At 49.8% G+C, this 18,301-nt stretch carries 16 protein-coding genes; 6 read left to right on the forward strand and 10 right to left on the reverse strand.

Annotated features, from left to right (window positions below; all coding sequences use genetic code 11):
• Positions 1-113 precede the first annotated feature (113 nt).
• The 3 genes from FD25_RS03030 to FD25_RS03040 all read right to left on the reverse strand — a co-directional run bounded on the left by FD25_RS03030 (position 114) and on the right by FD25_RS03040 (position 2,405).
• Entirely contained in the window at positions 114-1,370 is a 1,257-nt protein-coding gene (locus FD25_RS03030; RefSeq protein WP_083484066.1) for an oxidoreductase, read from the reverse strand.
• A gap of 165 nt (positions 1,371-1,535) precedes the next feature.
• A complete protein-coding gene (locus tag FD25_RS03035; RefSeq protein ID WP_057801169.1) occupies positions 1,536-1,940 on the reverse strand; it encodes a winged helix-turn-helix transcriptional regulator in 405 nt (134 codons plus the stop codon).
• 210 nt (positions 1,941-2,150) lie between these two features.
• The gene (locus tag FD25_RS03040; protein WP_057801171.1) at positions 2,151-2,405 is read right to left on the reverse strand and encodes a Mor transcription activator family protein; all 255 of its coding nucleotides are present in this window, start codon (positions 2,403-2,405) and stop codon (positions 2,151-2,153) included.
• Positions 2,406-2,514: 109 nt separating this feature from the next.
• On the opposite strand from FD25_RS03040, the gene FD25_RS03045 reads away from it, so the two are divergent.
• Together FD25_RS03045 and FD25_RS03050 are read left to right on the forward strand one after the other, a co-directional pair.
• Positions 2,515-3,489 (forward strand): helix-turn-helix transcriptional regulator, encoded by a 975-nt coding sequence (locus tag FD25_RS03045; RefSeq protein ID WP_057801173.1) that lies wholly within the window; start codon positions 2,515-2,517, stop codon positions 3,487-3,489.
• 58 nt (positions 3,490-3,547) lie between these two features.
• Positions 3,548-4,060: a hypothetical protein gene (locus FD25_RS03050; protein WP_057801175.1), complete on the forward strand. Its 513-nt coding sequence runs from the start codon at positions 3,548-3,550 to the stop codon at positions 4,058-4,060.
• Positions 4,061-4,126: 66 nt separating this feature from the next.
• Here the strand turns inward: FD25_RS03050 and FD25_RS03055 are convergent, their stop codons facing one another.
• From FD25_RS03055 to FD25_RS03075, 5 genes are all read right to left on the reverse strand, one after another.
• Complete coding sequence (locus FD25_RS03055) at positions 4,127-4,963, reverse strand: GIY-YIG nuclease family protein (RefSeq protein WP_057801832.1); 837 nt, start codon at positions 4,961-4,963, stop codon at positions 4,127-4,129.
• A gap of 66 nt (positions 4,964-5,029) precedes the next feature.
• Positions 5,030-5,497, reverse strand: a complete 468-nt coding sequence (locus FD25_RS03060) for a hypothetical protein (RefSeq protein WP_057801177.1) — start codon at positions 5,495-5,497, stop codon at positions 5,030-5,032.
• Between the two features lie 109 nt (positions 5,498-5,606).
• Positions 5,607-6,542: a replication initiation protein gene (locus FD25_RS03065; protein ID WP_057801180.1), complete on the reverse strand. Its 936-nt coding sequence runs from the start codon at positions 6,540-6,542 to the stop codon at positions 5,607-5,609.
• 742 nt (positions 6,543-7,284) lie between these two features.
• A complete protein-coding gene (locus FD25_RS03070) occupies positions 7,285-8,508 on the reverse strand; it encodes a chloride channel protein (protein ID WP_057801181.1) in 1,224 nt (407 codons plus the stop codon).
• A gap of 107 nt (positions 8,509-8,615) precedes the next feature.
• Positions 8,616-9,950, reverse strand: coding sequence for an MFS transporter (locus tag FD25_RS03075; RefSeq protein WP_057801183.1), 1,335 nt, complete (start codon positions 9,948-9,950; stop codon positions 8,616-8,618).
• An 87-nt stretch (positions 9,951-10,037) separates the two neighbouring features.
• Between FD25_RS03075 and FD25_RS03080 the strand changes: the two genes are divergently transcribed.
• The gene (locus FD25_RS03080) at positions 10,038-10,595 is read left to right on the forward strand and encodes a TetR/AcrR family transcriptional regulator (RefSeq protein ID WP_057801185.1); all 558 of its coding nucleotides are present in this window, start codon (positions 10,038-10,040) and stop codon (positions 10,593-10,595) included.
• Between the two features lie 359 nt (positions 10,596-10,954).
• On the opposite strand, the gene FD25_RS03090 is transcribed toward FD25_RS03080, so the two are convergent.
• Positions 10,955-13,732 carry a BspA family leucine-rich repeat surface protein gene (locus tag FD25_RS03090; RefSeq protein ID WP_057801189.1) on the reverse strand — a complete coding sequence of 926 codons (2,778 nt, stop codon included), beginning with the start codon at positions 13,730-13,732 and terminating at the stop codon, positions 10,955-10,957.
• Between the two features lie 414 nt (positions 13,733-14,146).
• Here FD25_RS03090 and FD25_RS03095 point away from each other — a divergent pair, with 414 nt between their 5' ends.
• The 3 genes from FD25_RS03095 to FD25_RS03105 all read left to right on the forward strand — a co-directional run bounded on the left by FD25_RS03095 (position 14,147) and on the right by FD25_RS03105 (position 17,336).
• Positions 14,147-14,563: a MerR family transcriptional regulator gene (locus FD25_RS03095; RefSeq protein ID WP_057801191.1), complete on the forward strand. Its 417-nt coding sequence runs from the start codon at positions 14,147-14,149 to the stop codon at positions 14,561-14,563.
• Positions 14,560-15,882, forward strand: coding sequence for an MFS transporter (locus FD25_RS03100; RefSeq protein ID WP_057801192.1), 1,323 nt, complete (start codon positions 14,560-14,562; stop codon positions 15,880-15,882). The genes FD25_RS03095 and FD25_RS03100 overlap by 4 nt, the downstream gene beginning before the upstream one ends.
• Positions 15,883-15,998: 116 nt before the next feature.
• Positions 15,999-17,336 (forward strand): MFS transporter, encoded by a 1,338-nt coding sequence (locus tag FD25_RS03105; RefSeq protein WP_057801194.1) that lies wholly within the window; start codon positions 15,999-16,001, stop codon positions 17,334-17,336.
• Positions 17,337-17,411: 75 nt separating this feature from the next.
• Here FD25_RS03105 and FD25_RS03110 read toward each other — a convergent pair whose 3' ends face one another.
• Positions 17,412-18,290: a LysR family transcriptional regulator gene (locus tag FD25_RS03110; RefSeq protein WP_057801197.1), complete on the reverse strand. Its 879-nt coding sequence runs from the start codon at positions 18,288-18,290 to the stop codon at positions 17,412-17,414.
• Positions 18,291-18,301 lie beyond the last annotated feature (11 nt).

Below are 18,301 nucleotides of genomic sequence, written 5' to 3' on the forward strand. Positions count from 1 at the left end.
CTCGTTTTTCCAAAACTTTATTCTAAAAAAACTCGCTTAGATTATAAGCGAGCTTTTTAGATATTATAGAATTAATGGATAGCGTTTTGACTTCTCAGTGATAACCAAGTAGATTATTTCGTCTCACTATTCTGGGGATAGGTCATTTCAGTCCAACCACCGAACCCTTGATGTAACGATTGGATATTCTCAGCACCTGATAGTGGGATAGCCGCGGTTGGTCCAGAGAAGGTGTCGATTAGTCCTGGTGTCATGTGATTCTGTTGAGCTTGCTCAACAGATAATGTCGTGACGATTTGGTCTTCTTGATGGTTCAAGATTTTTTGGGCAAAGTCTGGATCAATGATGTTTTCCCGACCAACGGCTACCAGGTCAGCCAAAGCTAAGGCGGCTTCAGCCTTAGCCTTGCTAGTAATGCCCCCAACGATAATTTCCTTGCTACCATTCAAATAGGGCTGGAAAAGAGTGGCAAAGGGTTTATCAGAGTCTTTGAACTTATTAGCTGCTTGACCATCGGCGTCCAGCAATAACGCGTCGCCAGGCTTAGAGTCAAAATTTAGCATTGAAAGGTGAACGTAGTCTAAATCAAATTGTTTAGTGATTTGATTGATCAATTGGGTAGATTCGTGCCAAGTGTAGCCGACATTTTGACCATGAATTTCTTCTGGGGAAATCCGATAACCGACGATGAAGTCCTTTGGTGCGTACTTATTGACGACTTCCATCACGGTCTTAACCACCGCTAACGGGAAGTTCATGCGCTTCTCAACGGAACCACCCCAGTGATCAGTGCGGTGATTAGAGTAAGCGGATACAAATTGCTGAATCAGGTAATGATTGGCGCCGTGAATTTCGACTCCATCGAAACCAGCGTCAATGGCTCGCTTAGTCGCTTGACCAAAGCCAGCAATGATTTCTTGAATTTGTTCGTCGGATAATGAATGGACTTTGTAAGGAAGAAATGAAAAATCACTACCATCTTCCAAACCTGTCGGGGCATAGACCTGTTTTCCCTGCATGGCCCGATAATTGGCTTCCCGACCGGTATGTGCGATTTGCATAATCGCTTTATTACCAGCACTTTTCATCGTCTGAGCTAGTTTCCTTAACTGGGGTAGGAACTTGTCGTCATAGGCTGCTAATTGTTCGCGGCCACGTTTCCAAGTCAACGCGGGGCCACCGTTTTCGGTAACGTACATGTATTCAGTCATTAGCATACTACCGGACTTAGCCCGAGTCTGGTAATATTCCAACGTGTCTTGGGTAACATAGCCGTCTTCACCACTGTTCGTTAGCATTGATGGCAGGACAAACCGGTTATCAAGTGTGGCACCATGACGGAAAGTCAGTGGATCATTTAAGCTAGTCATAATTGAAAACTCCCTTTTGTTTATTATTTCACTAACTAGTTTACAACGAACTTCTACTTACGAATAGTAGGCACTTCTTTGTAAGTTACTTACCAGCAAGTAAGGAGAGAGACTGGCTTAAATGTCACTAGATCAACAATCTAGTGAGCGCCGAATCGGAATTACCTAATCTGATGACTCTTTTGGGGTGTTCAAATCGACTAATCCCAGCATGGCATCGGAACCGTATTTGAAGTGAACAGAATCGTCTTGCATCGATTCCGCGAATTGAGTCATCTGAATAAGTAAGACCTTTAAGTTACGACCTTCGTCGGTTAACGAGTAGATGACCTTCAGGGGCATCACATTGTAACTCGTACGTTTGACTAGTTTGTGATTGATTAATTGGTGAAGCTGTTCGCTTAAAACCTTTTCCGCTGGGGCGACCCCGTAAAGCCGCTTAAAGTACTGCCGCAGTTCCCCAAACCGTTTATCGCCTAAGCCAAGTGAGCAAATAATAGATGGTTTCCACTTACCACCAACTAAATCAATAATGTAGTTGCAACCCAGAAAATATTCTTGTGTTTCCATCTCAAGCACACTCCTTTAGTCTCAAAAATCAATTTGACTTAAGTGGAATTTTACGATATTTCCAGTATAGCAAAGAATCAGTTGTTATCGCATTGAGGGAATGATCCAATAATTCGGTACGAGTTCGTTTTTATTCGACGAAGCTCGTAGGCGACTAGTTAAAATTACGGTGAACTTGCCTGATACCTCATGATGTGATTTATAGCTCCTCTATTCTTTAAAATGAGCGAGAATCCGCCGAATGTTTCGCTCGGAATACTGATGTGTGTAAGCTAATTGATGAACCGTTTGACCAGTTTGGTATTCTTTAAAAATCAAATTGGCTTCTTTATGGGGATCTAGTAACCGTTTCGGTAAATTTATTTGAGAACCACCAAAAACCTGGTGCAGTCGTTGGGTATTGGTGATACCAATAATAGTGGCTAGTTCGCGATATAGGGGATGCCAATTCATTGGATTATCCATGTGTAATTCCTCCCATTGCTAAGTGATTAAGCTAAGCATACAATTTAGGGGAGAACAAATATGTCTACTTAAATAATAATCAGTAATCGATGAAAGGCGGGTTAGGCTCATGGCCAATGCAGCGTATCGACAACTCTATATTTTTCAACGACTGTTAACGAATCAGGTGGTTCATAAGACGGCATTAGCTCAACACTTTGGCATTACCCCACGCGCGATTCAACGAGATATTAGTCAGTTGCGAACTTTTATTGCCGATCAATGGCCTATGTATCAACTCACGTACCAATCGGAGTATCAGGGGTATACGTTGACCCTTGACCGGAGTAGCGTTTCAAAAGCATCATTGTTGATTTTGATCAAAATTTTATTAGCTAGTCGGAGTCTGACAACGGATGAAATGCGGCAGACCATCGACGGGCTTTTAGCGTTGATTCCTCAAGCGGACCGCGAAGTACTGGTACCTATCATTAAAAATGAACGGTATTACTACACGCCCGTTCACCATCAGCAACCGCTTTTAACGCGTATTTGGGAGTTAAGTCAACAGATTTTACACCGCCAAACACTGACCATCACGTACGAACGGCTAGGTCATCAGCTGGTTAGCCGAACCATCTTACCGGAATCTATCATTTTTTCGGAATATTATTTTTACCTAGTGGCCTATTACCCTAAATACAAAACCCACCTTTTTTTCCGTGTCGATCGGATTCGGCACGTGCGGGTGGCGACCACCACGATTCAGCGGGACCGAACCGACCGATTCGAAGACGGCCGGTTACGTCAGGTGATTCAATATATGTTATCAGGGGAACAAACTACAATCCGGTTCGAGTACGCGGGGAGCGTCGAGGCCGCGTTAGATCGGTTCCCTACGGCCAAAGTAATTGGGCAGGGTTCAACGCCCCACACGAGGTTAATCGAAACAACGGCAGTTGATCAGGGAGCTAAGGTTTGGTTGTTGGGCCAAGGCCCGATGGTTAAGGTTCTCGCCCCGGCATCGCTAGTGGCAGAAATGCGAGAACGGATTCAACAGATGCTGGCCAATTATCCGGCATCTGTTGAAGGAAAAAACGGTTAGATTTGTCATAACGAGTTTTGTAGACTAACTGGTAAGAACCGTGAAAGGATGCGAGCGTATGCATAAAATCGTTTCAGTAGGTCTAGTTGTGAGTAGTTTATTGGTGGGGGCCGTCATGACCACTACAACGGTACAAGCCAAGACTTACCGGACAAATCCGTGGACGTTACGTCATCACCGTTACTGGTACTCGTATCAGCAAGATGTGAACGGTCATTGGCACTACTCTCGGCTACACTTTACCAAGAAAACCGTTTATTTTGCTGATAAAACTAAACGAACGGGAAAGTGGCACCACAGTCACATTAGTCCGCAGCATTATTTTGTAACCAAACATAATGGCTGGTACAACTTCGGTTACAAGGGAACCGATATCATCAATACTTACGTCATGCGTGCTGAGTGGAAAAACTTAGATGGCCATCGACATTGGACGTTGGGGTCGGTGGACTTTTCTAATAATCGGGGCGGTTTACAGGTAGATCCACCATTTACCACCTGGATCTATACTACGTATCTGAATAGTGAAGGTTGGTACTATGACTTGACTCATGAGCCAAATTTTAGATAAAAAAGGCCTCATGCCCCAAACCGATTACCTAGTTTGGAGCATGAGGCCTTTTGAATAGACGTTACGTTAGTTTTGGTTATAGCCGAATGATCTGGTCATTAGCGTCTTTTTCCACCAGCTTTCGCGAGCCAGGATGGTGTCGTCGTCAACGCGACTATTGTAATTTTCTAGAATAGAGTATTGGAAATATTGCTGAATATGCTCGAAAGTGAGGGCTTTTAAACCTTCGTTGCCACCATGTCCCGTTTTTACATAGGTGGTCCAGCGGCTTAGCAACATATTTTCCTTTGAAGTTGCAGAACCAACGTATAATTTACCGTTACTGGTATCTGTAATCAAATAGACCGCTTTTTGATTTTCCAGAGCAGCAATCCAATCCGGTTTCTGATGGTCAATAACTTGTTTAAGTTGAGCGTATGACAAGCGAACGTTTTCGTAACCTGGAAAGGCATCGTCTTGGAGAACTTCTGGGAGAATTTGATCTACCGTTAAGTCATCTAAAATAGATTCAGCCCAACGATTGGTTGTCATGGCCTGGTTGTGGAAATGGACGATAACGCGACCGTAATAGGCGGCATATTCCGCTAGGTCATGGCTCTTGTAGCCAACTGCATCCGTGGCAGGAAAAGACTCTGTGATTTCAGCCACCGTAGTTAGCAACCAAAGGTCTGGGTTATTGCTCAGACGGACAAGTCCAACCATTGTTGTGCCAACGGGAAAATCGTTATTGCCGCTGTTACCTTTATGCAATAACCAGCCATGGTTGATGGCGTCTGGATTTTGTTTGTAGACCTCTAAAGGATCCTCTTCACCATTGCTCACGTTGAAATTAATCTTAACGTGTTTCAGGTCTGACAAATGTAGTAAGTCATTTAGCTTAATGGTTGACTTCAAATTAATCATCTCCAAATTTTAAGAAAGCGCTTTCTATGATAGTTTAACATATTTAAGTTACTTAATCGTAATCGATTAGTCTTGAGAAAATTCGGGATCTAGAAACGATTTTGAATTTGGGTGAAAAATCGTGTAGCCTTCTTGGGCCACGCGAATGGAGACCTGCCCACCGTAATCGTACCAGTCAAGAACAAAGCGTAAAACATAGAGGACGTGAATGACCCAACTGTCAGGCGTTTGGTCGAAGAAACTATGAATGTGGTGTTCCGTTTGTGCTTGAGTTAGATAAATTACTCGTTGAGATAAGGTGACACGGGGATCACAAACGGTTTCGATAGGTGGTACCGGCTGGTTGAATTGGTCGACTAGTGAATGATTAAAAATTTCAAGTAGTTTCGGGATGTGTTTAATAAACGTTGGGGTGACTCTTCGGGGGTGAGAATAGTCGGTTTGGGGATTTTGGGCACCAAACAGAAAATTGATCACGGCTATTCCCCGAGGATCGTTCAAAATATCGTCTGCATGGTCAGTAATTGGTAACATCGTAGCCATCTCCTTAAAGTCGATTGTGACTCTAAGAATAGCTACCTGATATGGTCATAACCAACGTAAATGGCAAGGGGTGACTGATTAGGACCCATCAGAGAAAGGATTAGTCTGTGAGTTTAAAAATGGGAATTTGGGGTAGTTGGCGTTGTTGTTCCAGTCGATTTTGCTGTACGCGACGGTGGGCTTCCGGCCCATTAAGCGCCCCGTTAGCTAAGATTCGACGTTCGGTTTCGTCAAACTGGTTGGCAGTAGCTGGATTTTTAGCCGTTGCGATTTCCGAGAGACGGTTAATCCGTGCAAGTTGATGGGACGTCACATTTTTTAACCGGGGGAGGGGATCAAAACTTAACTGGTATTTCGTATATGAATAACCTTCCTTGATCGGGGTAATCTTAAAATTAGGAATTAACCCGTTAGTATTGAGTTGTTTAACGGTTGGTTTAATAATTTGGCGGGTCACTTCAGCGGTTTTCATAGTTTGGGGAATTCCTAAGCGCCGCCGAAAGTCCTCAACGGAAATTGTAATGGTTCGACCGGTGGTCCGCCACTGCATGACCATGAGATAAATCATCTTGGCATATTTACTGTTGAGGCGGACCCAATCGGGTTGAAGGAAGAGAGTGAAGTTATTAGTCAAGTCATTTAATACGCCTAGAACCCTACGGTTGACAGTTACCGTAACGTCACCGGTCACGGTATCCGCTTCAATGTTGTAGAATAATTGACCTTCGCCAATCTTAGTTCCGTGTTTGTAGCTGACGGAGAAGTGCCGAATTTGACGGGTTGCGTTAAGCACCATCTTGGCAAAGCGTTTGGTACTTCGATTTTTGTACTGCATCAGTTCACGTAAGGCGGAATAGCTGAGGTGGATTTCATCGGCTTCGCGTTCAACGATTTGGGCGCAGATGGCGGTAAATAGATTCATCTCTACAACGGAGAGGGAGGCTAAACTAATGTCGTTCATGGCATTGTCCCACTTAACGACGTCGTAGCCTAAGGGATGTGACGCTTGTTGAACTGAGGATTCTGAGAAGGACATGACAGTTCCACCTGGCTTTCGAAAATTTTAGTGTTCACAATTTACCATGGTATTGGCGGACAAAACAAGGGAGAAAAGTCAGGTTTGTTACGCGACACCCACTCTGGAATTACTCGAAAAAATTTTTAGACTGGTGGTCCTTTCTGGGGTTCTTTAGGACGTCTTTGTCTCCTTTGGGGTTCCTTTAAAGAGCTAGAAACCGTTGGAAAATATGGCGCTATTTTCCTTTAGGTGGGGGTGATGTTACATCTAAGTGGGGCTTACGTAACGCGATGGTGGGGATGACGTTACAATTAAGTGAGGGTGGCGTAACAACTTCCTGTAGGTTCCGTAACTTGCAGGCTTCAATCGTTATAAAGTGTGTGCAGATACCGGCTGAGGTTTGTTTGAACGGTGACAGTAGTGTATTTAGGTGGGTATCACGTAACGGCCTGTTACGTGATACCCACCTAAATGGTAAAAAGGATGGTTTGAGATTAGTTAAGTGGGAATCAATCTAGGAATTTAGATGGGGGTCTCGTCACAAACTTTTTTTGACGGATTATTTTGTGACGTAAGACCCACCTAAACGATTAGTCGTTATGACGGTTGAAAGACATTGAACCTATTAAACTGTAGGGGGATTTTTTAGAGGAGTGGCTGCGAAGATTTCATAATGGAAAAATAAGTACACAAGTAAAAAACACGTCCTAGACAAATTTAATGGTCTAAGACGTGCCAGTACATATTAGCGATTAAGTTATTATCCTGCCTGGCCCCGCTGACACCACATCCGCCATCCCCGCTGTCCGCCCCAGCGCAACCCCAACACCAATGCAATCACTGGCAAGAGGTTGGCCGGGAAGAACAAAGCGATGAAGATGCCGGCGACCCAAATGTTGCCCAGCAGGCTAGTAGCCAGGCTCGTCGCTACGACGGCCACGATAAGCAGGGCGTCAAAGCCCGGCAGCAATTGGGCCAGACCGAAGCCAAACAGAATTGACGCAAACGCAATTGGGAAGATGTCCCCCCCAATCCAGCCGGTCGCCAAGCACAATTGAAGGAAAATCAATTTTAAGACGGCGGCCGCCAGAATCACCGCCGCGGTCTGGTGGCCGTTCACCCGGGGAATCAGCGCCATGAACGTTTGCCCGGAAAATAACAGGCGTGGTCCCAAAATGGCGAATAAGAAAATCACGGCAGCGCCCAGAAACGGCCGCGGAAATCGTTGAGGCAGTCGTTGCAGCAGAGCGTGCAACTGGCGACTGCCCCAATGGTACAGCCACCCCACCAGTAGACTCACCAGCAGAATCGGGATCACCACCCAGAGCTGTTGCCAGGTCCAGTGCGAAGCCCCCATCTTGGTGATAAACGAGGGATGGCCGATGGCTCGCATCAGCAGAAAGAAGGCCACCAGCCCGTTGGCGATAAAGAGCGCATTGAGCTTCTTCGCTCCGAGTTGTTCGGTGGGCACACTATGCGTCGAACGGTAGCGTTGAAGGTGACCAGTCGGTGCGATTAGCCACCAGAGTTGCCGGTAGACCGGCACCGTTTTGAGCGTCTCGTGATTAAAGTAGAAATAGCGTAGCCGGTCCATTTCCCACACGGACAGGGACACCACGGCGCCTAACAGCGCGGCTTCGGGCCCGACGCCCGCGCCACCGGCTAAAATGACCAGCGCGACGGCCAAATTTTTAAAGGTGTCGCGGTACTGCACGGTCTGGGTCTGCCGCAATTCGGCCATGGCTTGGTGCGCGGTGGCGGGCATGGGCCCCCAGCGCCGATTGAGGCGGGCTAGCAGCCAGGCGCCCAGACCACATAATAGTAAGTAGTAGGGCCAATCGATGGTTAATTTTGCCGGGATCGTGGTCCAAAAAAGGGTGATCAATTCCCCCTCCAGAATCATGAAGACACCGGACACCGCGGCAATCAGAACGCTGAGGAGTAGTCCGGCGCACGTTAGACGAATGAGTTGTGGTTTGGTCATGTGAAGCCTCCCGTAAACAGGTTGTTAGGTTCAGTCTAGCAAACCTGGCCATGAGATGAAAATGAGGGGGCTTAACTAATTTGAGTTGTACGGTTCAGCGATTAGCTCTAACTCTTCCGTTTCCCCGTCAAGGCTAGCCCCGTCACCACTGCGACCATGGCTAACGCGATCATGAGGGCGACGCGAAACTGACTAGCAATGGCTTGCGCGGAGAACAGACTGGCGGCAACGTTGACCATCAACGCCAGCCCTAATACCCCACCCAATTGATGGGCGGCATTGACCAGCCCGGAGGCCACGCCGGACCGGTCGGCTGAGACGTGGTCGATACCCATGTTGGTTAAGGGCGCGAGCGCCAATCCCTGACCAATCCCGATGATCATCATGGGGATCCCAACGCTAGGCCAATAAGTCTGGCCGAACGTAATCAAGGCTAGCGCGAAGCCGACAAACTCCACGGCCACGGCTGCGACCAGCACGCGTTTATTTTGCCACCGGTCGATCAAGCGGGGCACGATCATCGCACCCAGAAACATGGTCAGCGACAACGGTAGGTAGGCCAGGCCAACCTTAAACGGTGTGTAGTGCCGGGCCTGTTGCAGGTATTCCGAGATAAAGAACCAATAGCCCATGACCGCCCCGTTGAGGATGGCCCGACTGAGGTATCCGTTGGTGCGGGTCCAGTTGTTAAAGATGTTGAGTGGCAAAATGGGGTGGGCACTCCGTTTTTCGGTCACCACGAAGCCGGCCAAAATCACCAGAGCAACGAGTAAGGTCACCAGCGGTTGAGTCGCACCGTTAAGGGCGTACACCAATAAACCACAGCCGAGTACCGAGGTCAGCGTGCCCCAGACATCCAGGGGACTGGGCGTAGGAGTCGGGCTCTCGCGTAAGGCCCACCAGGCCAAGCCCAGCATGAGCAGGCACAGGGGCACGTTGAGGTAAAAGCCGATCCGCCAAGATAGGTAGCTGGCCAAAACGCCCCCGACAACCAGGCCGACGCTAGACCCCAAGCCGGCCACGGAGCTGTACCAGGCGATGGCCTTGACCAGACCGGAACCCGTAAAGTAGTCGATCAGTAACGCCATACTGGTCGGGGCCAATAACGCCGAGCCAATCCCTTGAAGGAACCGCGCGGTAATCATGACGAGGCCGTTGGGCGCCAAGCCGGAGAGTAGTGAGCCAACCATAAAGATGACTAGTGCGAGGTTTAAGATACGTCGCCGACTCAGCGCGTCACTGAGCCGCCCGCCGATGAGTAAAAAGCTCCCAAAGGCGAGGCCGTAGGCGTTTTGAACCCACGGCAAGGTGACCTGGGTGAGGGAAAGGTCCGCGGTAAGTTTAGTTAAACTGGTGAGGACGATGGAATTGGAGAGTGCGGTTAAAAAGTAGCTGAGCATCGCAATGATTAAAACGATGCGTTGACGGGATTGTGCTGACATGAAAAAATCCTTTCCGGAATATATTCCGTTTAGTATAATGCTATACTAGAAGGAAAAATCGACTCTGTCAATCAGGAGATGATCACGATGCGACAGGATGCTCAGCAAAATCGACAAAAAATTCTCACCACGGCTAACCAACTTTTTCGCGAACAAACGGCGGCTAATGTCACCATGGCGCAACTTGCTAAGGCCGCCCAGGTCGGGGTCGGGACGTTATACCGTAATTTTCCCACCAAGGGCGATCTTTTTTTAGCCCTGGCCTATGACCAATTAGGCAGTTATGTCAGTCAGCAACGGGCCTATTTAACGACTCACCCACTTGATCGACCGGCGCTGAAGCACGCGCTAAGGGCCTACCTGGCTTTTCGGGAGAACCGTTATCAGGTCCTGCCCAAAGGGAGTTTGGAGCCGGCAAGTCAGTATTATCAACGACCAGATTATCAAGACTTAGTCCACCTCTTTGCGGATCTGATTCAGGGGGCCGACCCGCAATTGGCGCCGGCCGCGGTGACGTTTAAGGCGGACATGCTCATTGCCTTTTTCCGGAGTGATAGCTACGCGTTACAACGCGACGTACGGCATTATTCGGAGACGGAAATCTTGGATCAGGTGATGACGATTCTGTTCCCGGTGAGTTCCTAGAGATGGGGGATGTGCTCTTGAACCATGCCAGGGGCACGGTTACCTTAAGTCGATCCGGTGACAACGCGGTTAAATGGGAACGTGGCGATGATTTTGGCCGGCCCCGTCAGGCTAACGGAAAACTAGGCCACGAACCGTGGCTGAACGAAAAGGGTTCGGAAGCAAAGTCCCGAACTCTATTTTTGTTTCCGAATGGCTGGTGTCGAAACGTGCACCCAAAGGTCATTCAGGGATCGATTTGGTTATAGGGAACTGCCACATAAAAATAGAGCCGAGGACCAAGGTCCTGGACTCTATTTTTTGTGGTAGCTTCAATCGGCAACTGGTTTCGTTCTTAGCGGATTAATAACGGTAGGCTCTTATTTAGCTAAGACCTGGGCCTTGTTGCCCGTGATGTACGTCCCGTTGGTGAGGACCAACCGGGTTGTTGAATGGTAGTTAACCAGCTTCTTGACCCGCAGGACCTGGCCGCGCTTGAAGTGCTTAACCCGGTGTTTGAGGGCGACTTCGCGATAAGCGTTTGTTCCAGATAAGAGCTCAACGCGCTTCGGGGCGTGTTGGTAGTAGGTGTTGACCGTAAAACCGGATTTGGCGGTTAAGTAGCCGGTTTGGCCTTTGCGTTTAGCGTTCGGCGTCACGTCTCGGACCAAGTAACGTTTGTGACCGGCCCGCGATTGAGCGATCCCGGTAATGATGAACTGGGGCCGCTTGGTCCGTGGTCGTTGAGCGTAGTAGAACTTTCGCGTGTGTTGACTGAAGTTAGGCGTCCGGTAAAGGGCGAGCTTCTTGACGGCAGTAATGGTTTGGCCCTTCTTCGTTACCGGGATGGTTACGTTCGGCGTTGAACTGGATGTGATTGAACTGGTACTGTTGGCGTTACTAGTACCAGTGGTGTTGCTGGTGCTAGTGGCATTAGCGTTACTAGTGCTAGTGGCGTTGTTGGAACTGGTGCTGTTAGAACTAGTGCTGTTGGAACTAGTGCTGTTGGAACTGGTGCTGTTGGAACTAGTGCTGTTGGAACTAGTGCTGTTGGAACTGGTGTTGTTGAAACTGGTGTTGTTGGAACTGGTGTTGCTGGAGCTAGAGTTGCTGGAGCTAGAGTTGCTGGAACTGGTGCTGCTAGAACTAGTGTTGTTGGAACTACTGCTACTAGAACTGGTGTCCGAACTAGGGGTCGTTGCCGTTGAGTGATAGACCAGGGTGACTTGTTGTGGTTTGGCGCTATAAGTTCCCTTGAGGGCGCCCTGACTAGCTTTGACGAACTCGTAATCCGGGAGACTGTCGGGAGTGATGGTATAGCTGCTGCCAACGTTGCCGGAAAGTTCACGCGTGGCGTGGATCGACTTTCCTTGCTCGTCAACGTAATGGATCGTGACGGGCTGACCGAGCGTTACGAGGGGCTCCCAAACGTAGGTCGTTGCGGCAGTTGGCCGGTTTTCGCCACTGTATAATTTGACCAGGTCGTCGCTGGAGTAGGCCGTTTTACCAGCCGGAGCGGTCAGGGTTCCGCCAGCAACCGCGCGCCACTTACCCGTGTAGGTAGTGGATGGGGTGATAGCCGGGAGATCCGGTGAATGATTCGTATCGGGATCACCTTGATAACCGGCGTTGAGCCCGAGAAGAAACTGCGTATTCGGCCCCAGCGTCAGTTCAGTTAATTGGTTGTCACCTTGAAAGAGGTGATCGGTGGTGGCATCCTCTCCGAGATATTCTGCGGTGGAGAAGACGCGGGAATCGAAATTGGCAATATTGAGCCGTTTTAAGGCGGTCATCCCGGCGAACATATTGCTCATTCCCGTGCCGCCGACCATATAAGAAACGGCAACTACGCCAGTCGTGACGAATTTTGAAAGGTCGAGTTGCGTAAGACTGGCGGCACCGTTAAACATCGACCCAAATTGGGCGACCTGAGCCGTCGTAAAGTTGGCAATATTCAGGTCTGATAACTTGGTGGTCCCGGCAAACATATTACTCATATCGGTTACGTTTGACGTATCGAATGACCCCAGATCAAGCTGGGTTAGAGCCGCATCGCCGTCAAACATATGATCCATATCGGTCACGTTTGAGGTATCAAAATGACTCAGATCCAGTTTGGTTAAAGCGGCGTCACCATCAAACATGAAGCTCGTATCCGTCAATTTGGAAGTCGTGACAAAGTGGCTGGTGTCTAGTGAAGCTAACACCGTGTCCCCCGCAAACATGTGGTTCATGGTGGTGACGTTTTGGGTATCGAAGCCAGTCCCTAAGGTCAGACTCGTTAACGCTGGATCAGAGTTAAACATTTCCCCCATGTCTGTAACGGCCGGTGTGGCGAAGTGACTGAGATCCAAGGTAGCTAGGACACTATCATCGTAAAACATACGATGCATATTAGTGACGCTTGAGGTGTCAAACATGCTGAGGTCCACATTGGTTAACCTGGCATCAGAACTAAACATGTAACTCATGTCGGTGACGCCGTGGGTATCAAAGTTAGCGCCAAGGGTCAAGTTGGTTAATTTAAAATCAGAGTCAAACATGTAACTCATGTTCGTAACTTGTTTGGTATTAAGGTGGCTAAGATCCAGTGAGGGTAACAACTCATCGTCACTAAACATAGAACTCATGTCGGTGACGTTGTGGGTATCGAAGTGACTTAAATCCAGATCTGTTAAATATTGATCGTTGTCGAACATTGAATTCATGGTGGTCGCGGCGGTGGTGTTCAGATTCTCTAAACCATCAATTTTATCAACGCGCATGAAGCCAGAAAAAAGGGAGGACGCATCGGTTCCCGTGTTCATGGGGTCTTGTAAGACAAGCTTCGTTACTTGATCCGCATGAAACTCAGCGGAATAATTCTGCTGTCCTGGATCTTGTTCCGCATCAATCAGCGCTTCAATGGGACTGACTGCAAAGTTGGGAGAGCCATTGGGTAAGGTGGCGTTCTTGCCACTAAGCGTTAAAGTTTTTCCGTCATTGGTCAATGCCCAGTGACAGTCCTGACCAATGGTTCCCGAAGTGATAAAGGTGCTGTCGGCGTGGGCAATCACGGGGGTACCGTAGGTTGCGGCCGGGGTGGTGCCAACCGCTGCGGGCGCAATCAAGCCAACCGCTAGAGCGGCAACGAAGAGTGACGTCTTAAGATATGGCATTTAACTTTTCCTCCTTAAAACTATGTAAAATGTTTAATTGTTTCTACTACCAATGATAAGTATAGGGTCAGTGTTTTCACTTTATCAAGTCGTCATATTATTAGTTAATGGTATTGCTTAAAACAGCATTGAAACGATTGTCGTCCCGCCGGGATCCACGGGCACGGCGCCAATCAATTCGATCAACGATGACAATCAAAAGAAGTTCACCAAGAATCTCTGGGAATGTGCCCACGGGTTAGGCGGAACACCCTATTTTTGGGTGGACGTTTCAAGACTATCGTTGAGCGTCACTAGACTAAGTGTCCGGCAAGAATTCAGATTGAAAAATATAATTTGAACGAGTCCCTTGCCCTATACCTAAGTATAGGGAATAGACTGGTTTTCGTTAGGGATGACGAGGAGGTCCTGAGGATGAAAATTTCCGCAGTCAGTCAAAAATTTAACATCTCGATTCAAACGCTACGGTACTACGAGCGGTTGCAAGTGATTCCGCCGGTCCCCCGCGACGCCAACGGGTTTCGGGACTACCGGCCCAGTGACCTCGCCTGGATTCATTACGTTCAGGCGTTGCGCCGTTCTGGGGTATCAATTACGTCGATTCAAGCGTACGTGCGGTTAGTCCCCCAGGGGACGGTCACCCGCGCGGCCCGCAAAGCAATTCTCTTACAACAACGGCAAAAGTTGTTGGACCAGCGAGCCTTGATTGACGACGCGTTGGCCCACATGGACCACAAGTTGAGCGTTTACGACGATTACGTGGTGGCGTTAGAACACGATACGCAACCGACCATTAACGATCCGACCAAATCAGAAAAGAAGGACTCATGACAAGAAAAAATTGGATTTTAACCATTGTTTTATTAAGTTACTGTGTGACGGCGATTGACGCGTCGATTGTGACCACAGGCTTAACGCTGATTAAGCACGACTTACAGTTGACCCAGGTCTCGCTGTCCTGGATTCAAAATGCCTACCTGCTGGCGTTTGGCGGCATGGTTTTACTGGGAGGCCGCTTGGGAGACCTCTTGGGTCGTAAACGGGTGTTTATGGTCGCCCTGATTCTCTTTGGGGTGGGCTCGTTGTTCGCGGGGATTTCACAGGACGCGAGTCTGATGATTAGCGCGCGGTTCGTGCAGGGCATCGGGGCGGCCTTATTGGCCCCGACATCGTTGGCGTTACTGATGGACACGTTCGATGGTCATGCCTTGGTCAAGGCCATCGCGTGGTACAGTTCCGTTTCGGGCATCGGGACCAGCATCGGGATGGTGCTGGGCGGCCTGTTTGCCAGTGCACTTTCTTGGCGGTACGGGTTCTTCATCAACGTGCCCTTGGCGCTCTTCATGATTGTGGTAGCCTGGCGTACGCTGCCCACGCAGGCCTTACAACGTACGTCCTTTGACGCGGCCGGGGCGATTACGTCCATGCTGGCGCTGTTCAGTCTGGTGTACACCATCAACGGGGCGACCAACTGGTTAGCGTGGGGACTACTGACGCTGATCCTCCTAGGTTTATTTGTGGGAATCGAACAGCGCCAAGCGCACCCCATGTTACCGCTGAGCCTGTTTACGGACCGTAACCGCCGCCACGCGTACCTGGTCCGGGCACTGTTTGTGGGATCAATGATGGGGTATTTCCTGTTTGCCGCCGAGTACTTGCAGACTGCGTTACACTTTACGCCGCTACTGACGGGTTTCGGCTTCGTACCGTTGACCTTCGTGACGTTCTTAGCGGCCTTGCGGGTTCCGGATAGCGTCGCGCGGTGGGGGGAACGCCGCGTCGCTCTAGTGGGAATGGGGTTCTTACTATTAGGGTTTATCATGACCATTCCCCTGGTGGGCACGCGAAACTACTGGCTGGCGATTGGGTTGCCGATGATTCTGTTGGGGTTGGGCCAGGGCTTCGCGATGAGTCCCCTGACCAACCTGGGGATTCAACACGTCCGGCTGGCCGATTCCGGGGCCGCGTCGGGGTTAGTCAATGCGGCGCACCAGGTTGGTGGGTCGATTGGCTTATCGCTGATGGTGGCCTTGACGGGTGAAGCAACGGTGATGACCGTGGCCTTTAAGCAGGCGATGGTGGTTGGACTGGTGTTGAACGGGATAGGCCTGATTTTGACCCTGACGTTGCGCCGAGACAAGCAGGCTTAAATTTACTATACGCTAAATGAATAGTAGCATGTTCAATCGGCAATTTTCTTCCTGAGCGTTTCCGCCTAAACTAAGCGTCGTTGAGTTAAACGGAAAAGGATTGGGAGGAAAAATTAATGAAGAAACAGCGTTTTGGGATTGTCTTGCCAATCGTCTTAATTAGCTATTTTATGATTTTGTTGGATAATTCGGTGGTTTTCACCAGTACCGTTAAAATTAGTCACGACCTACAAATGGGACCGCAAGCGTTGGCGTGGGTGTCGACCGCTTACGTGTTGACGTTTGGGGGCCTCCAACTCCTAGGCGGACGATTGGGTGATATCTTTGGTCGCCGACGGCTTTTCCTGATGGGGTTAGGCCTGTTCACGGTGGCGTCACTAGCCGTTGGATTTTCGGTGAACGGCCCCATGATCATTGCCATGCGCGCCATTCAGGGGATTGGGTCCGCCGTGCTGGCGCCCACCACGTTAGCGTTATTGCTGGATAACTATCAGGGAAAGATGCTGCAACGGGGTTTTAACTATTACGGGATGACCGCCGGTTTAGGGGCTAGTTTGGGGCTGTTGATTGGGGGGCTGATCGCCAGCCTTACCTCGTGGCGCGTTGGTTTTTTGATCAACGTCCCCGTCGGCGTGATCCTGTTTGGGTTAACGTTACGTTATGTGAAACCGGGACAAGCGGCGCAACACGAGGCGCTCGACATTCTGGGGGCGTTGTTCTCCGTGTTAGGCATTGCGGGCATTATCTACAGCATCAATGGTGAGGCGTACCGCTTGACTGCATTGATCCTGGGCGTGATTTTCTTGGTTTTGTTCGTCTTACAGGAACGCCGGGCCGCGGGGCCGATTATGCCGTTGCAGCTCTTCCGGGATCCAATCCGGGTGGGGGCCTACATCACCCGCTTCTTCATTATTGGGATGTGTTTTTCGTTCTTATACCTGGTCCCACAGTTAATGCAAAACTTGTACCATTACACACCGTTACAGGCGTCCATCGCCACGTTACTGATGTCGGTACCGCAGTTTGTCTTTGCGACGCAGGTCGGGCGGCTTAGTGAACGTCTGTCGGCGGCTAAAATAGTCGCTCTGGCCGCCGCCATTTCCGTGGTGGCGATGTTGTGGATTGCCTTAGTGGGGGTGCAACGGGGCTTCTGGTTATCGCTGGCGGGGCCCTTAGTCTTAGTCGGTATCGGCCAGGCCTTTGCCATGAGCCCGTTGACCACGCTGGGAGTAGCCCACGCGACCCCCGAGATTGCCGGGGCCGTTTCGGGGGTCATCAATACCTTTCACCAGACCGGTCAATCGATTGGGTTAGCCGTGGTGGTGGCGTTGACCGCCAACATTGGTGCCTTTGCGCCGGCGTTTAACACCGCCGCCATCGTACTCGCGGGTTACGCCGTGGTGGCATTGATGGCCATCTTAAATGTGGTTCGGTTAGACCGCCGCGCCAATTAAACTAAAAAATCCATGATTAAACCCAGCCGGGATTGCTCGTTAATTGAGCAGTCCCGGCTGGGTTTTTGACTGGCGTTAAGCGGGCCAGAGTTGACTGATTTTTTGCAGGAGGGGGCGCATCGTCTGACGGTCGCGTTTAAGGTAAGCCCCGTAGAATTCGAGTTTGTTTTGGGGATCGTCAATCGGGACCATGTTGCGCGCGTCGTTGTCGAAACGGGTCGCGGTAGCTTTAGTGGCCTGTGTGAGATTAGAGAAAAAGAACGGGAAGTTAGAGTACCGACTAATCTGACTCATGGCGCTCAGGTCGGCTTGGTAGAGAAACGAGGCGTCGGGGATGTTGTCCTCGACGATCTTTTTCCAGGGACCGATGGCCTGAACCACCAGAAAACTCATCCCGGTGAGGTCGTTAAAGGTCACCGCTTGACGTTGGGCTAGGGGATTGAACTTGTCGATGCCCAGGCCGAGCGACTCCGTTCCCAGGTAGAGCGACTCAATCTCGTCGGTCATGATTTCCGTGTCGGTAAATACCAGCCGGGCCTTAAAGGTTTGGAGCGTGGAGATGACCTGGTCGGCGGTAATGTTGACGTGACTGAGGGTCAGTTGCGCCGGTAATTGGAATTTGATTTCGTCGACGAAGCGCGTGGGACCAGGCGCAATTGAGGCCACGGGAATTTCGTGTTGGGCGTTGTCATAGTTGAGGACGGTTTCCGTGAAGCGGGCGCTAGCCGCCAGTAATTTTTGGGCCTCGGTCGCCGCTAATACTCCCGTGGCGTTTAACGTGATGTGGTTACTGACGCGCCGGTCGAATAGGGTCACACCGAGGTCGGCTTCCAGTCGCCGCATCCCGCGGGTCACGGACGGCTGGGTAATCATGAGGTGTTCGGCGGTGGCGCTTAAGGTGCCGTATTGCTGAAACGCGACGAGTTCTGCTAAGAGTTCTAAATTTAAGGCCAAGAGTGAATCCT

The sequence above is a fragment of the Levilactobacillus acidifarinae DSM 19394 = JCM 15949 genome, assembly GCF_001434835.1.
GTDB lineage: Bacteria > Bacillota > Bacilli > Lactobacillales > Lactobacillaceae > Levilactobacillus > Levilactobacillus acidifarinae.

What these genes read in the sequence shown, in the direction of transcription:
- FD25_RS03030 (WP_083484066.1), bottom strand. Translation starts at nt 1,370, where the DNA reads ATGACTAGCTTAAATGATCCACTGACTTTCCGTCATGGTGCCACACTT.
- FD25_RS03035 (WP_057801169.1), bottom strand. Translation starts at nt 1,940, where the DNA reads ATGGAAACACAAGAATATTTTCTGGGTTGCAACTACATTATTGATTTA.
- FD25_RS03040 (WP_057801171.1), bottom strand. Translation starts at nt 2,405, where the DNA reads ATGGATAATCCAATGAATTGGCATCCCCTATATCGCGAACTAGCCACT.
- FD25_RS03045 (WP_057801173.1), top strand. Translation starts at nt 2,515, where the DNA reads ATGGCCAATGCAGCGTATCGACAACTCTATATTTTTCAACGACTGTTA.
- FD25_RS03050 (WP_057801175.1), top strand. Translation starts at nt 3,548, where the DNA reads ATGCATAAAATCGTTTCAGTAGGTCTAGTTGTGAGTAGTTTATTGGTG.
- FD25_RS03055 (WP_057801832.1), bottom strand. Translation starts at nt 4,963, where the DNA reads ATGATTAATTTGAAGTCAACCATTAAGCTAAATGACTTACTACATTTG.
- FD25_RS03060 (WP_057801177.1), bottom strand. Translation starts at nt 5,497, where the DNA reads ATGTTACCAATTACTGACCATGCAGACGATATTTTGAACGATCCTCGG.
- FD25_RS03065 (WP_057801180.1), bottom strand. Translation starts at nt 6,542, where the DNA reads ATGTCCTTCTCAGAATCCTCAGTTCAACAAGCGTCACATCCCTTAGGC.
- FD25_RS03070 (WP_057801181.1), bottom strand. Translation starts at nt 8,508, where the DNA reads ATGACCAAACCACAACTCATTCGTCTAACGTGCGCCGGACTACTCCTC.
- FD25_RS03075 (WP_057801183.1), bottom strand. Translation starts at nt 9,950, where the DNA reads ATGTCAGCACAATCCCGTCAACGCATCGTTTTAATCATTGCGATGCTC.
- FD25_RS03080 (WP_057801185.1), top strand. Translation starts at nt 10,038, where the DNA reads ATGCGACAGGATGCTCAGCAAAATCGACAAAAAATTCTCACCACGGCT.
- FD25_RS03090 (WP_057801189.1), bottom strand. Translation starts at nt 13,732, where the DNA reads ATGCCATATCTTAAGACGTCACTCTTCGTTGCCGCTCTAGCGGTTGGC.
- FD25_RS03095 (WP_057801191.1), top strand. Translation starts at nt 14,147, where the DNA reads ATGAAAATTTCCGCAGTCAGTCAAAAATTTAACATCTCGATTCAAACG.
- FD25_RS03100 (WP_057801192.1), top strand. Translation starts at nt 14,560, where the DNA reads ATGACAAGAAAAAATTGGATTTTAACCATTGTTTTATTAAGTTACTGT.
- FD25_RS03105 (WP_057801194.1), top strand. Translation starts at nt 15,999, where the DNA reads ATGAAGAAACAGCGTTTTGGGATTGTCTTGCCAATCGTCTTAATTAGC.